Origin of the sequence: Planococcus chinensis (genome assembly GCF_020071995.1) — a bacterium.
Taxonomy (GTDB): domain Bacteria; phylum Bacillota; class Bacilli; order Bacillales_A; family Planococcaceae; genus Planococcus; species Planococcus chinensis_A.
Window position 1 is genome coordinate 36,844 of sequence record NZ_JABWTK010000014.1, and the last position, 13,996, is coordinate 50,839.

At 44.6% G+C, this 13,996-nt stretch carries 14 protein-coding genes and 1 other annotated feature; all 14 genes read right to left on the reverse strand.

Annotated features, from left to right (window positions below; translation table 11 throughout):
• Positions 1-26: 26 nt before the first annotated feature.
• The 14 genes from rpsG to sigH all read right to left on the reverse strand — a co-directional run bounded on the left by rpsG (position 27) and on the right by sigH (position 13,995).
• On the reverse strand, positions 27-497 hold the full coding sequence (rpsG, locus tag HU147_RS17240; protein WP_036803872.1) for a 30S ribosomal protein S7: 471 nt from the start codon (positions 495-497) through the stop codon (positions 27-29).
• A gap of 44 nt (positions 498-541) precedes the next feature.
• The gene (gene rpsL, locus HU147_RS17245; protein ID WP_036803870.1) at positions 542-961 is read right to left on the reverse strand and encodes a 30S ribosomal protein S12; all 420 of its coding nucleotides are present in this window, start codon (positions 959-961) and stop codon (positions 542-544) included.
• Between the two features lie 100 nt (positions 962-1,061).
• Complete coding sequence (locus HU147_RS17250; protein ID WP_036803868.1) at positions 1,062-1,310, reverse strand: 50S ribosomal protein L7ae-like protein; 249 nt, start codon at positions 1,308-1,310, stop codon at positions 1,062-1,064.
• 132 nt (positions 1,311-1,442) lie between these two features.
• Positions 1,443-5,048: a DNA-directed RNA polymerase subunit beta' gene (rpoC, locus tag HU147_RS17255; protein WP_224077353.1), complete on the reverse strand. Its 3,606-nt coding sequence runs from the start codon at positions 5,046-5,048 to the stop codon at positions 1,443-1,445.
• 108 nt (positions 5,049-5,156) lie between these two features.
• Entirely contained in the window at positions 5,157-8,711 is a 3,555-nt protein-coding gene (gene rpoB / locus HU147_RS17260) for a DNA-directed RNA polymerase subunit beta (protein ID WP_224077354.1), read from the reverse strand.
• A gap of 215 nt (positions 8,712-8,926) precedes the next feature.
• Positions 8,927-9,529 carry a class I SAM-dependent methyltransferase gene (locus HU147_RS17265; protein ID WP_224077355.1) on the reverse strand — a complete coding sequence of 201 codons (603 nt, stop codon included), beginning with the start codon at positions 9,527-9,529 and terminating at the stop codon, positions 8,927-8,929.
• Between the two features lie 114 nt (positions 9,530-9,643).
• Complete coding sequence (gene rplL / locus HU147_RS17270; protein WP_224077356.1) at positions 9,644-10,003, reverse strand: 50S ribosomal protein L7/L12; 360 nt, start codon at positions 10,001-10,003, stop codon at positions 9,644-9,646.
• Between the two features lie 56 nt (positions 10,004-10,059).
• The gene (gene rplJ, locus HU147_RS17275) at positions 10,060-10,560 is read right to left on the reverse strand and encodes a 50S ribosomal protein L10 (protein WP_224077357.1); all 501 of its coding nucleotides are present in this window, start codon (positions 10,558-10,560) and stop codon (positions 10,060-10,062) included.
• A gap of 36 nt (positions 10,561-10,596) precedes the next feature.
• Positions 10,597-10,747 (reverse strand) — a sequence feature (ribosomal protein L10 leader region).
• Positions 10,748-10,789: 42 nt separating this feature from the next.
• The gene (rplA, locus tag HU147_RS17280; protein ID WP_224077358.1) at positions 10,790-11,485 is read right to left on the reverse strand and encodes a 50S ribosomal protein L1; all 696 of its coding nucleotides are present in this window, start codon (positions 11,483-11,485) and stop codon (positions 10,790-10,792) included.
• Between the two features lie 106 nt (positions 11,486-11,591).
• Positions 11,592-12,017 (reverse strand): 50S ribosomal protein L11, encoded by a 426-nt coding sequence (rplK, locus tag HU147_RS17285; RefSeq protein ID WP_033542812.1) that lies wholly within the window; start codon positions 12,015-12,017, stop codon positions 11,592-11,594.
• Positions 12,018-12,179: 162 nt separating this feature from the next.
• A complete protein-coding gene (gene nusG / locus HU147_RS17290) occupies positions 12,180-12,713 on the reverse strand; it encodes a transcription termination/antitermination protein NusG (RefSeq protein WP_036803853.1) in 534 nt (177 codons plus the stop codon).
• A gap of 103 nt (positions 12,714-12,816) precedes the next feature.
• Positions 12,817-13,002, reverse strand: coding sequence for a preprotein translocase subunit SecE (secE, locus tag HU147_RS17295; RefSeq protein ID WP_036803851.1), 186 nt, complete (start codon positions 13,000-13,002; stop codon positions 12,817-12,819).
• A 59-nt stretch (positions 13,003-13,061) separates the two neighbouring features.
• A complete protein-coding gene (gene rpmG / locus HU147_RS17300) occupies positions 13,062-13,208 on the reverse strand; it encodes a 50S ribosomal protein L33 (protein ID WP_224077359.1) in 147 nt (48 codons plus the stop codon).
• Positions 13,209-13,278: 70 nt separating this feature from the next.
• Positions 13,279-13,995 (reverse strand): RNA polymerase sporulation sigma factor SigH, encoded by a 717-nt coding sequence (gene sigH / locus HU147_RS17305; protein WP_412178101.1) that lies wholly within the window; start codon positions 13,993-13,995, stop codon positions 13,279-13,281.
• Position 13,996: the final 1 nt, after the last annotated feature.

Below are 13,996 nucleotides of genomic sequence, written 5' to 3' on the forward strand. Positions count from 1 at the left end.
TTAAGATTTTTACATCTTGAAAGAAATTACCAGCGGTAGTGAGCAAACGCTTTGTTCGCTTCTGCCATTTTGTGAATATCTTCACGTTTTTTAACTGAAGCTCCAGTGTTGTTTGCAGCATCCAGAATTTCGTTAGCCAAACGCTCTTCCATTGTTTTTTCTCCGCGTAGGCGTGAGTAGTTTACAAGGTAGCGAAGACCTAAAGTTGTACGGCGTTCAGGGCGAACTTCAACCGGTACTTGGTAGTTAGCTCCACCAACACGGCGAGCACGCACTTCAAGAACTGGCATTACGTTTGTCAACGCTTGTTCGTATACTTCAATTGGATCTTTTCCGCTGCGTTCTTTAACTAGTTCGAACGCTCCGTATAGGATCTTTTGTGAAGTACCTCTTTTTCCGTCAACCATCATTTTATTAATTAAGCGTGTCACCAATTTGGAGTTATAAATTGGATCTGGCAACACGTCACGTTTCGATACAGGACCTTTACGAGGCATGTGTGTTCCTCCTTTCAACGAAATCACTTCGTTATTTTAACTTATTATTTTTTGACTTTTGGACGTTTTGTTCCGTATAGGGAACGGCTTTGCATACGGCCGTTTACTCCAGCTGTATCAAGTGCTCCACGTACGATGTGGTAACGCACACCCGGTAAATCTTTTACGCGTCCGCCGCGAAGAAGAACTACACTGTGCTCTTGAAGGTTGTGGCCTTCTCCAGGGATGTAAGCATTAACCTCAATTTGGTTTGTTAACCGTACACGTGCGTATTTACGCAATGCAGAGTTAGGTTTTTTCGGTGTCATTGTACCAACACGTGTGCAAACTCCGCGTTTCTGAGGAGAGCTTACGTTAGTCTGAGACTTTGTAAAGCTGTTATATCCTTTGTTTAACGCTGGTGAGTCTGATTTAGTGCTTTTTGGTTTACGAGGCTTGTTAACTAATTGGTTAATTGTAGGCATCGATTTTTTCCTCCTCTCAAAAGGTGTTCTAATTCCACATATCCAGGTGGATCATTTTTTGGGTAAAAACAAAGTCTTTGTGTTTTTCACACAAAAACTGTCATCCAGTAATCGCTACAGCAGCTGCTCCGACATGAATGCCGTATGCTTTGCCAAGCTTTAAGCGTGATTCTGCAAATTCGATCGGAATACCTTTTTCTCTAGCTAGCTGAATAATCTGTTCAGTCATTCGATCGTCCGCGTCCTTTGCCACTATTACTTCTTGGACAATGCCGCTTTTTAAGGCTTTTACTGTTTGCTTTGTACCTATGATTGTTTTGTTTGCCTGGTTTACTTTTTCATAAGACATTTGCATATCCTCCAAAGTGTCAGACGGTTAAACCATCAACCCTCAACATATTATCACTGTATGAATTTGATGTCAACAGTATTCTTAAAAAATCCCGGGGAGTTTGGAAAAGACTCCCCGGAACAGATTAACTTATGATTCTGTGCCGACGATTTCCTGCTGCGCTTCTTTTTCGCTGCGCGCAATTTTAATCTGGCGGTAACGCTGCATTCCTGTTCCAGCTGGAACAAGTTTACCGATGATGACATTCTCTTTCAAGCCTAACAGCTCATCGCGTTTTCCTTTGATCGCTGCATCCGTAAGGACACGAGTCGTTTCCTGGAACGATGCGGCTGATAGGAATGATTCTGTTTCAAGAGAAGCTTTGGTGATACCAAGAATGACTGGGCGGCTTGTCGCTGGCAAGTTGCCTTCTAAAACGGCCTTTTCATTCGCTTCTGTAAACTGGTGAATATCCAATAGTGAACCTGGCAGCAAGTCAGTATCTCCAGCTTCAATGACGCGGACTTTACGGAACATTTGTCGAACCATAACTTCAACGTGCTTATCGCCGATTTCTACCCCTTGCATACGGTATACTTTTTGAACTTCTTTCAGCAAGTACACTTGAACAGATTGAACATCTTTTACTTGTAGCAATTGTTTCGGATCAATCGAACCGTCCGTCAATACTTCGCCGCGGCGGATGACATCATCCACTTGGACTTTTAGACGCGCATTATATGGCGCCAAGTATTTGCGTGTTTCGACGTCCCCTTGAATCGTGATTTCTTTTTGGCCTTCACGGATTTCATCCACTTCGGTAATCGTACCGTTGATTTCTGAAATAACCGCTTGCCCTTTTGGATTTCGTGATTCAAAAATTTCCTGGATACGTGGAAGACCTTGTGTAATATCGTCTCCCGCAACCCCGCCTGTGTGGAATGTACGCATTGTAAGCTGAGTTCCCGGCTCACCGATTGATTGAGCTGCAATAATACCTACTGCTTCGCCTACTTCAACTTCGTCGCCAGTCGCCAAGTTCGTGCCGTAACATTTCTTACAAACGCCGTGCTTTGTATTACATGTAAACGCAGAACGGATTGTCACTTCTTTAATTCCTGCTTCCATAATCAAGCGAGTCAGGTCTTGTGTAATCAATTCGTCTTTCGCTACAATCACTTCTTTTGTTTCAGGGTGGCGGATTGTTTTCTTCGCATGGCGGCCTAAAATACGCTCATCCAGCTCTTCAATCACTTCAGTGCCTTCCATCAATGCTCCAACAAGCAAACCGCGGTCTGTACCACAATCGTTTTCGCGGACAATAGCATCTTGTGCTACGTCTACTAGACGGCGTGTCAAGTACCCTGAGTCAGCTGTTTTCAGTGCTGTATCGGCAAGACCTTTACGTGCACCGTGAGTAGAGATGAAGTATTCGAGTACTGTCAAACCTTCACGGAATGAAGATTTGATCGGAAGTTCGATAATGCGTCCAGCCGGGTTGGCCATAAGTCCGCGCATACCAGCAAGCTGAGTAAAGTTGGATGCGTTACCCCGGGCTCCGGAATCACTCATCATGTAAATCGGATTCAATTTATCAAGAGATGCCATCAGCTTTTCCTGAATGATATCTTTTGCATTGCTCCAATGAGAGATGACACGTGCATAACGTTCTTCTTCAGTAATCAATCCACGGCGGAATTGTTTCATTACTTTATCAACATTTGTTTGGGCCTCAACCAGGATTTCACCTTTATCAGGAAGTACGACGATATCGGCAACCCCAACTGTAATACCCGCTTGTGTTGAGTATTTGAACCCAAGGCTCTTCATACGGTCAAGCATTCTTGAAGTTTCCGTGATGTGGAAACGTTTGAACACTTCTGCGATGATTTCACCAAGAATTTTCTTTTTGAACGGTGTTACCAAATCAGCTTCCGCGATATATGTGCGGATATCTGTGGTAGTTGGCACAAAATATTTCGCTGGCGTTTCCACCTGCAAGTTGTAATCAGTCGGTTCGTTAATATACGGGAACGATTCCGGCAGAATTTCATTGAAAATGATTTTACCAACAGATGTCAATAGAAGCATTTTGTTCTGCTCTTCTGTAAACGTCGGATTCTTCAAAGAACCGGCAAGAATCGCAATTCTTGTATGAAGGTGAACATGGCCTGTCTGATAAGCAACAAATACTTCTTCAGGTCCAGAGAACGTAGCACCTTCTCCTGTAGCTCCTTTGCGCTCAAGTGTTAAGTAATAGTTTCCTAGAACCATATCCTGAGATGGAGTTACAACCGGTTTTCCGTCTTTCGGGTTCAAGATGTTCTGGGCAGCAAGCATAAGAAGGCGTGCTTCCGCTTGTGCTTCAGAAGAAAGCGGTACGTGGACGGCCATTTGGTCACCATCGAAATCGGCGTTGTATGCAGTACATACAAGTGGATGCAGACGGATCGCTTTGCCTTCCACAAGCGTTGGTTCAAACGCCTGGATACCGAGTCTGTGAAGAGTAGGTGCGCGGTTCAATAGAACCGGATGCTCCTTGATCACATCTTCAAGTACATCCCAAACTTCTGAATGCAAACGCTCGATTTTGCGTTTCGCGCTCTTGATGTTATGGGCCAGTCCTCGTTCAACAAGTTCTTTCATGACGAAAGGCTTGAACAATTCAATCGCCATTCCTTTCGGCAATCCGCATTGGTACATTTTCAAGTTCGGTCCTACAACGATAACCGAACGTCCTGAATAGTCAACACGTTTACCAAGAAGGTTTTGACGGAAACGCCCTTGTTTCCCTTTCAGCATATGAGAAAGAGATTTTAACGGACGGTTACCCGGTCCAGTAACAGGACGGCCGCGGCGGCCGTTATCGATCAACGCATCAACAGCTTCCTGGAGCATGCGTTTTTCGTTTTGAACGATGATGCTAGGTGCACCAAGGTCTAATAGGCGTTTCAAGCGGTTGTTCCGGTTGATTACGCGACGGTACAAATCGTTCAAGTCGGAAGTCGCAAAACGTCCGCCGTCCAATTGGACCATCGGGCGCAATTCCGGTGGAATAACCGGAAGAACGTCAAGAATCATCCAATCCGGATTGTTTCCGGAGTTACGGAAAGATTCTACTACTTCAAGGCGTTTGATCGCACGCGTGCGGCGTTGTCCTTGAGCAGTTTTCAATTCTTCTTTCAACGAATCTGTTTCGCGTTCAAGATCGATTTCTTGCAGAAGTCGTTTGATCGCTTCAGCACCCATTGCAGCTTGGAATTTTTTGCCGAACTTATCGCGATAAGCGCGGTATTCTTTTTCCGAAAGAAGCTGTTTCTTTTCAAGCGGTGTATCCGCAGGATCGATTACTACGTAAGAAGCGAAATAAATTACTTCTTCGAGTGAGCGCGGAGACATATCCAAGATAAGGCCCATGCGGCTCGGAATTCCTTTGAAATACCAAATATGTGATACAGGAGCTGCTAGTTCAATGTGGCCCATGCGCTCACGGCGTACTTTTGAACGTGTGACTTCAACGCCACAACGGTCGCAGACTACACCTTTATAACGGACGCGTTTGTATTTTCCGCAATGGCATTCCCAGTCTTTTGTAGGACCGAAAATACGTTCACAGAACAAACCGTCTTTTTCTGGTTTTAATGTACGGTAGTTAATTGTTTCTGGCTTTTTGACTTCTCCATAAGACCATGAGCGGATTTTATCGGGTGACGCCAATCCGATTTTCATATACTCAAAATTGTTAACATCTATCAAGGAGCCTACCTCCCTTTTGTCTCGAGTTTCTGTACGGCTTGTCCTCGTTTAAGACCAAGTGATTAGAAGCCGGACGGTAGGCTTGGACCGTCCGCTTCCAAATTTTTATCAATCAACTGTTCCAACAGGTGCTTCTGTATCTGCAATTGGCAGGATATTCAATGAATCCGCAGGCTGAAGGTCTTCTTCTTCATCCAAATCGCGCAATTCAATTTCTTCGTCGTCAATCGTCAACATTTTAACATCCATACCTAAACTTTGAAGTTCCTTGATCAAAACTTTGAATGATTCCGGAACGCTTGGTTCTGGAACACTCTCGCCTTTGACAATCGCTTCATATGTTTTCACACGCCCTACAACATCATCCGACTTGACTGTCAGGATTTCCTGAAGCGTATGGGCTGCCCCGTATGCTTCAAGTGCCCAAACTTCCATCTCACCAAAACGCTGTCCACCGAATTGCGCTTTACCGCCAAGAGGCTGTTGCGTAACCAGTGAGTAAGGTCCTGTAGAACGGGCGTGCAATTTGTCATCGACCATGTGCGCAAGTTTGATCATGTACATGATCCCTACAGACACGCGGTTATCAAATGCTTCCCCTGAACGGCCATCATAAAGAATGGTTTTTCCGTCGCGCGGCATGCCTGCTTCTTCCATTGTTTCCCACACGTCTTCTTCATTGGCTCCATCAAATACGGAAGAGGCCATATGAATTCCAAGTGAACGGGATGCCATACCTAAGTGAAGCTCAAGTACTTGTCCGATGTTCATCCGTGATGGTACACCAAGCGGGTTAAGCATGATGTCGACAGGAGTTCCATCCGGCATAAACGGCATATCTTCTTCAGGAAGAATGCGTGAAATTACACCTTTGTTCCCGTGACGTCCGGCCATTTTATCGCCGACTTGGATTTTACGTTTCTGAACGATGTATGCGCGCACCAACTGGTTTACACCCGGTGGCAGCTCATCGCCGTCTTCCCGGTTGAAAATTTTCACATCAAGGACGATTCCGCCGGCGCCGTGTGGCACTCGTAGAGACGTATCGCGCACTTCACGTGCTTTTTCACCGAAAATCGCGTGCAAGAGGCGTTCTTCAGCTGTCAGTTCAGTAACCCCTTTTGGAGTGACCTTCCCAACAAGGATATCGCCATCTTTTACTTCTGCGCCGACACGGATGATTCCGCGGTCGTCAAGGTTGCGAAGAGCATCTTCACCGACATTCGGGATGTCGCGTGTGATTTCTTCCGGCCCAAGTTTCGTATCGCGTGAGTCTGATTCATATTCTTCAATATGGACAGATGTATAAACATCGTCTTTCACCAAACGCTCACTCATGATGATCGCATCTTCATAGTTGAAGCCGTCCCAAGTCATGAATGCTACTAATACGTTGCGGCCAAGTGCCATTTCTCCACGTTCCATCGAAGGTCCATCTGCTAAAATATCACGCGGTGATACCCGGTCGCCGACTTTGACAATCGGACGCTGGTTATAGCTCGTTCCCTGGTTGGAGCGGACAAATTTTTGTAATTTATAAGATGTTAGATCGCCTTTTACTTCACGGCCATCCACTTCTTCAATGCGGCGTACTTTAATTTCCCGCGCTTCAACCGATTCTACAATACCGTCATATTTCGCAATGACTGCAGCTCCTGAATCACGTGCGGCCAAATGCTCCATCCCAGTCCCTACAAAAGGTGCTTCCGGATTTAACAATGGAACCGCCTGGCGCTGCATGTTCGCTCCCATCAATGCCCGGTTGGAGTCATCGTTTTCAAGGAACGGAATACAAGCAGTCGCCACTGAAACGACTTGCTTTGGAGAAACGTCCATGTAATCAATGCGGTCGCGTTTGATCAATGTGTTTTCCCCGCGGAAACGCGCCACTACTTCTTCTTCTTCAAAAGAGCCGTCATCTGATAATCTCGAGTTGGCCTGAGCCACTACGTAGTTATCTTCTTCATCGGCAGTCAAGTAGTCGATTTGCGGTGTCACGATTCCCGTTTCCGGGTCGACCCGGCGATAAGGTGTTTCAATAAAACCGAATTTATTCACTTTCGCGAAAGTGGAAAGCGTGTTGATCAACCCGATGTTCGGACCCTCAGGTGTTTCAATCGGGCACATGCGGCCATAATGCGAGTAGTGAACGTCACGTACTTCAAAGCCGGCACGCTCACGCGTCAAACCACCAGGCCCAAGCGCTGATAGACGGCGTTTATGCGTTAATTCGCCCAGCGGGTTTGTTTGGTCCATAAACTGGGAAAGCTGAGAACTACCGAAGAATTCTTTAATGGATGCAATAACCGGACGGATATTGATCAATTGCTGCGGCACGATCGCTTGTGTGTCATTGATTGACATACGCTCACGCACAACACGTTCCATACGGGACAAGCCGATGCGGAATTGGTTTTGCAGCAATTCCCCAACTGAACGAAGACGACGATTACCCAGGTGATCGATATCATCTGTGTTTCCAACTCCGTAAAGAAGGTTAAAGAAGTAACTGATAGATGAAATGATATCAGCCTGCGTTACATGTTTGATCTTGTCTTCGATGTAAGCATTGCTGATGACATTGATTTCTTTTTGGTTTTCATCGTTTGGCGCATAGATCTTCACTGACTGCAATGTAACATCGCCTTCAAGAACACCGCCTGTTTGAGAAACGGTATGGAAGTTGACGCCGCTTTCCAAATACGGAATTAAACGGTCCAAGACACGACGGTCAATAACTGTACCTGCTTCAACCAAAATTTCGCCTGTTTCCGGATCCACTAATGTTTCTGCAATCGTCTGATTGAAAAGGCGGTTTTTGATGTGAAGCTTTTTGTTCATTTTGTAGCGGCCCACATTTGCTAAGTCATAGCGTTTTGGGTCGAAGAAGCGTGAGTAAAGCAAGCTTTTCGCGCTTTCTACTGTTGGCGGTTCGCCCGGACGCAAGCGCTCATAAATTTCAAGCAACGCTTTTTCCGTGCTTTCCGTATTGTCTTTTTCAAGCGTATTTTGCAGGTATTCGTTGTCGCCAAGCAAATCAATGATTTCTTGGTCGGAGCCGAAACCAAGCGCTCTCAAAAGAACAGTCACCGGCAATTTGCGTGTGCGGTCGATTCGGACATACACGACATCTTTTGCATCGGTTTCATATTCAAGCCAAGCACCACGGTTTGGAATAACCGTAGCTCCAAAGCCTTTTTTACCATTCTTGTCGGTTTTGTCGTGGAAGTAAACACTTGGTGAACGTACTAATTGAGAAACGATAACGCGTTCAGCGCCATTGATCACGAAAGTTCCGGTTTCAGTCATTAATGGGAAATCACCCATAAAGACGTCCTGTTCCTTCACTTCGTCTGTTTCTTTGTTGTGTAGACGCACTTTCACGCGAAGTGGCGCTGCGTAAGTAACGTCCCGTTCTTTCGATTCAGAGACTGGATACTTTGGTTCTGCGAGACTGTAATCAACAAACTCAAGCGATAGATTTCCAGTGAAATCTTCAATCGGTGAGATATCTCGGAACATTTCGCGCAATCCTTCTTCGAGGAACCACTCATAAGACGCTGATTGGATCTCAATCAGGTTAGGAAGTTCGAGCACTTCTTTAATTCTCGAAAAACTTCTACGTTGACGATGTTGCCCGTACTGAACTAGTTGACCTACCAACTTATTCACCCCTCAATAAAACGATTATAGGTCTTTGCGATTCCTACAAAATAGTGTATGATATCGAAAAGACAAAAAGAAAACGAGACTAAATTCATCCCATTTTCGGTTTACCCGTGATTAATACTGTCGCCATGCCATGCCCGAAAAAGGGCAAACGACCTCAAAATAATAAATTTTGCATTTCATTATAATAACATAGCCGTTTTGTCAAGTCAAACTTTTCTTGCCTCAAAAATAAAGTAACCCTTCTTTTTGTCAACCGTACGACAATTCCCGAAAAGCCCTTCTAATTTCTCCTGAGTCGACGGAGCTCCCTGCTTCTTCTGTATGACTACCCACAACGAACCGCCATTCTGCAGTTTCCCATATGCTTCTTCATAGAAACGGAAGATCGTTTCCTTCCCTGCCCGGATTGGAGGATTGGTTAAAATGGAAGAAAATCCGTCCGCCTCGACCGAAGCCAAGCCGTCACTTTCATAAATCCGAACGTTTTGAATGCCGTTTTTTTCGGCATTTTTTTTTGCCAATTCGACCGCTCGCGTATTCACATCTACCATATGCACTTCTTTTTGAGGAAATGATTTTGCGATGGCCATTCCGATCGGTCCATACCCACAGCCGACGTCCAGAATCGGCCCGTCTTGTGCCGCATCTTCAAAAGTCTCAATCAATAATCGCGATCCAAAATCAACATCGCTTTTGCTGAATACACCCGTGTCTGTCTGGAAGTGGAATTTCTCGCCCCGCAATGTGTATGCCCATTCTTGAGGTTTGCTTTTTGTTTGAGGATTTTTGGAATAATAATGCTGTGACATTTGGAGCCCTCCTTACCTTTATCCGCTCATCCCGGACCGTTTGATCTAGAAAGAAGAAAAAAGCCCGCCGGAAAATACGGACGAGCTTTCTTTCTTATTCATAAATTGATGAAATTATTTAACTTCTACTGAAGCGCCAACTTCTTCAACTTTAGCTTTGATTTCTTCTGCTTCGTCTTTAGAAACGCCTTCTTTAAGTGCTTTAGGAGCTTCGTCAACTAGTGCTTTAGCTTCTTTCAAGCCTAGGCCAGTAACTTCGCGTACTGCTTTGATAACTTTGATTTTTTGGTCTCCAGCTGAAGTCAAGATTACGTCGAATTCAGTTTTTTCTTCTTCAACAGCACCGCCAGCAGCAGCTGCAGCAACAGGAGCAGCAGCAGTTACGCCGAACTCGTCTTCGATTGCTTTTACTAGGTCGTTAAGTTGAAGAACTGTCATTTCTTTGATTGCGTCTAAGATTTGTTCTTGTGTCATTATAGTTTCCTCCTATGGAAAGGTAATTTTTTTGTCTTGCTTATCCGGCTAACTTATTAAGCGCCTTGTTCTTCTTTGCTGTCTGCAACTGCTTTTGTAATCGCAGCGAAGTTGCGGACTGGTGCTTGTAGTACGCTGAGTAGCATAGAAAGTAAGCCTTCGCGTGATGGAAGTTCTGCCAATGCTTTCACATCTTCAGCAGATGATACAGTACCTTCGATGATACCCGCTTTAATTTCAAGCGCTTCGTTCTTTTTAGCGAAATCGTTAATGATCCGCGCTGGTGCTACTACATCTTCGTTAGAAAATGCAATGGCGTTTGGTCCTGTCAAGTGTTCGTTGATCGCTTCTAGTCCGTGCATTTCTGTAGCACGGCGAGTCATTGAGTTTTTGTAAACTTTGAACTCAACGCCTGCTTCACGAAGCTGTTTACGAAGTTCTGTTACTTGCGCAACGTTCAAACCACGGTAATCGACAACTACAACAGAAGCTGCAGCATCGAATTTGTCAGCGATCGTTTGCACAACTACTTTTTTCGTTTCAACTGCTTTGGTCATTTGGGCACCTCCTATAGATTTTTCATTCGTACCGGTACGTCCATAAGAAAAGCCTCTGGTCTTTTTACAGACACAGAGGCATAAGATCAGCATCAATAAAGACGTTATCTGAATTCATCATGTCCTCGGCAGGGATAAATTAAGCGGCTGGCGCCCCTGCTGTCTGCGGTACAAATATACATTTCACAACTTCGCTATTGTAGCAAAGGCGAAACGGTTTGTCAAACTCTTATTTTCCTACAGTAGTAGAATCCACTTTAACAGCAGGCCCCATAGTAGTAGTTACGTTAAGAGATTTGATGTAAGTTCCTTTAGCAGAAGATGGCTTCGCTTTAACAACTACATCGTAGATCGCTTCTAAGTTTTCAGCAAGTTTGCTGTCATCGAAAGAAACTTTTCCGATTGGCGCATGGATGATACCGGTTTTGTCTGCACGGTATTCCACTTTACCAGCTTTGATTTCCTGAACAGCTTTTGTTACATCAAATGTAACTGTGCCTGTTTTAGGGTTTGGCATTAAGCCTTTTGGTCCTAAAACGCGTCCAAGTTTACCAACTTCACCCATCATGTCAGGAGTTGCTACGATCACGTCGAAGTCAAACCATCCTTGTTGGATTTTTTGGATATATTCAGCATCGCCCACAAAGTCAGCGCCTGCAGCTTCAGCTTCTTTAAGTTTGTCGCCTTTTGCGAAAACCAATACGCTTTGAGTTTTACCAGTACCGTTTGGAAGCACTACTGCTCCACGGATTTGCTGGTCGTTCTTGCGCGTGTCGATTCCTAGACGGAAAGCTACCTCTACTGTTGCATCGAAGTTCACTGTGCTTGCTTTTTTCGCAAGTTCGATCGCTTCTTTAGCCTCGTATAATTTTGAACGGTCGATCAATTTTGCTGCTTCTTGCAGCTTTTTGCCTGTTTTAGCCATTTTAAACGTCCTCCTTGTTGTGGTCTAACGGTTTTAAACCTCCCACGATTAAAGGCTGCGTGGTTCACTTGGAACTCACGCAACCCATCCAAAAACAACTACTGTATTAGTCTTCGATTGTAATGCCCATGCTGCGAGCAGTACCTTCAACCATCAACATTGCAGCTTCAACTGAAGCAGCATTTAGATCTGGCATTTTAGTCTCTGCGATTTCGCGAACTTTGTCGCGTTTCACAGTCGCTACTTTATTGCGGTTCGGTTCGCCTGAACCTGATTCAATACCGGCTGCTACTTTAAGTAGTACAGCTGCGGGTGGAGTTTTCGTAATGAAAGTAAATGAACGGTCTTCAAATACCGAAATCTCAACTGGAATGATCAGTCCTGCTTGATCTGCCGTACGCGCGTTGAACTCTTTACAGAAGCCCATGATGTTAACACCTGCTTGACCCAATGCTGGACCAACTGGTGGCGCTGGATTAGCTTTTGCTGCAGGGATCTGCAATTTTACAACTTTAATCACTTTTTTAGCCACGAAACACACCTCCTTAAGTCCGTGATGTGGTAATAGGGTTTCCCCTCCCACTCAATATCTCTGTCAACTATGTTGATAGAATTAGTTATCTTGTACAAATTGTCTGATGACAGTCTGACCTATGAAATAATACCACTTCCCAAGCGGAATAGCAAGTGGCTTTTATACTTTTTGTACTTGATCGAAATCAAGTTCCATTTTTGTCTCGCGTCCGAAAATATCAATCGAGACTTTAACTTTGCCTTTGGTCTCGTCGATTTCTTCGACTTTTCCTTGGAAGTTCGCAAATGGCCCTTCCATCACTTCTACTGTATCGCTGACTGCAAAGTTGATTTCCACCTTGCGGGAAGTCATGCCCATCTGTTTCAAGATGAACTCCACTTCTTCATCTAATAGAGGCGTCGGTTTCGCTCCACCGCCTGATGAACCGATAAAGCCGGTTACACCAGGAGTGTTTCTAACCACGTACCAAGATTCATCTGTCATGATCAATTCCACTAAAACGTACCCAGGGAAAGTTTTGCGCATAACAGTGCGTTTTTTGCCGTCTTTAAAATCTGTTTCCTGTTCCTCTGGAATGATGACGCGGAAAATCAAATCTTCCATGCCCATTGTTTCTACACGTTTTTCCAAGTTCGCTTTTACCTTGTTCTCGTAACCGGAATACGTATGGACTACATACCAATTTTTCTCCATATTCGTGCGGACTGTACGTCCATCCCTCCTTTTTTCCCAAATGAAAAAACCCGTTCTCAAAAACTGACGGGCTATTTTTTACCTGTTATTCTTGATGATCACATTAAAGTGCTAAGAACCATCGGAACAATTCTGAAATCACTGTATCAACCAATGCAAAGAAAAGAGCCATAAAGATTACAGTTGAAAGAACGACGATTGTATAACGAGTCAATTCTTTTCGTTTAGGCCAGCTTACTTTTCTCATTTCCGAAACGACATTCTTGAAGAAACTGCCAATGTTGCCCATTGTTTAAAAAACCTCCGAAATTCAAAATTACTCTATATCGTTCGGCCTTGACTTAAAATTCATAACGTTTGTTTATGCACGGTATGCCCATTGCAATGAGCACAGAATTTTTTAAGTTCCAAACGTGTGCCAGGTTCCGATTTTGCTGGAACCGTATAATTGCGGGATGCACATTTCGAGCAGCTTAAGACGATTTTTTTAGCCATTTTACTCACCCTATTCGAGTTTCCAGCTTTTTCAAGGGTATCACCTTAAAAGTCAACTGTCAACTGCACTTTAAGACATGCGCGTCTCATCAAATTGAAGGTGCCGCTCCAGCTTCCGTTTGACCCGCTGCAGGGCATTGTCGATTGATTTCACATGGCGTTCGAGCTTTTCAGAGATTTCCTGATACGATTGGCCATCCAGGTAAAGGGCCAGTACTTCGCGTTCCAAATCGCTCAGCACCTCTCCCATTTTGGCTTCCATATAAAGAAATTCCTCGTTGTTGATCATCATTTCTTCCGGATCGTCAGCGCCGTTCCCGGTCAATACGTCCATCAGCGTCCTGTCCGATTCCTCGTCGTAAATCGGCTTGTCGAGAGAAACGTAGGAATTTAACGGAATATGCTTTTGCCGGGTGGCGGTTTTAATCGCAGTGATGATCTGGCGAATGATGCACAATTCAGCGAATGCCCGGAATGAAGACAATTTGTCGCTTCTGAAATCCCGAATGGCTTTATATAAGCCAATCATGCCTTCTTGGATGATGTCTTCCTTGTCAGCACCGATCAGAAAATAAGAGCGTGCCTTCATACGGACGAAATGCCGAAACTTCGTAATTAAAAAATCCAGGGCTTCAGTGTTTCCGCTGTGGACTAAACTAACAAGTTCTTCATCTGTCATTTCTGTGAATCGCTGGGCTTGAACTTGCTCATGATTTACCACGGCTATCCCTCCGGTTGCGCGAGCCTCGATACCAACAGTATACAGGAAGCAAAAATTGAGCGTCAAC

Bases quoted from the DNA above. Each gene is read 5' to 3' on its own strand.
- rpsG (WP_036803872.1), bottom strand. From the start codon at position 497: ATGCCTCGTAAAGGTCCTGTATCGAAACGTGACGTGTTGCCAGATCCA.
- rpsL (WP_036803870.1), bottom strand. From the start codon at position 961: ATGCCTACAATTAACCAATTAGTTAACAAGCCTCGTAAACCAAAAAGC.
- HU147_RS17250 (WP_036803868.1), bottom strand. From the start codon at position 1,310: ATGTCTTATGAAAAAGTAAACCAGGCAAACAAAACAATCATAGGTACA.
- HU147_RS17265 (WP_224077355.1), bottom strand. From the start codon at position 9,529: ATGTCACAGCATTATTATTCCAAAAATCCTCAAACAAAAAGCAAACCT.
- rplL (WP_224077356.1), bottom strand. From the start codon at position 10,003: ATGACACAAGAACAAATCTTAGACGCAATCAAAGAAATGACAGTTCTT.
- rplJ (WP_224077357.1), bottom strand. From the start codon at position 10,560: ATGACCAAAGCAGTTGAAACGAAAAAAGTAGTTGTGCAAACGATCGCT.
- rplA (WP_224077358.1), bottom strand. From the start codon at position 11,485: ATGGCTAAAACAGGCAAAAAGCTGCAAGAAGCAGCAAAATTGATCGAC.
- nusG (WP_036803853.1), bottom strand. From the start codon at position 12,713: ATGGAGAAAAATTGGTATGTAGTCCATACGTATTCCGGTTACGAGAAC.
- secE (WP_036803851.1), bottom strand. From the start codon at position 13,002: ATGGGCAACATTGGCAGTTTCTTCAAGAATGTCGTTTCGGAAATGAGA.
- rpmG (WP_224077359.1), bottom strand. From the start codon at position 13,208: ATGGCTAAAAAAATCGTCTTAAGCTGCTCGAAATGTGCATCCCGCAAT.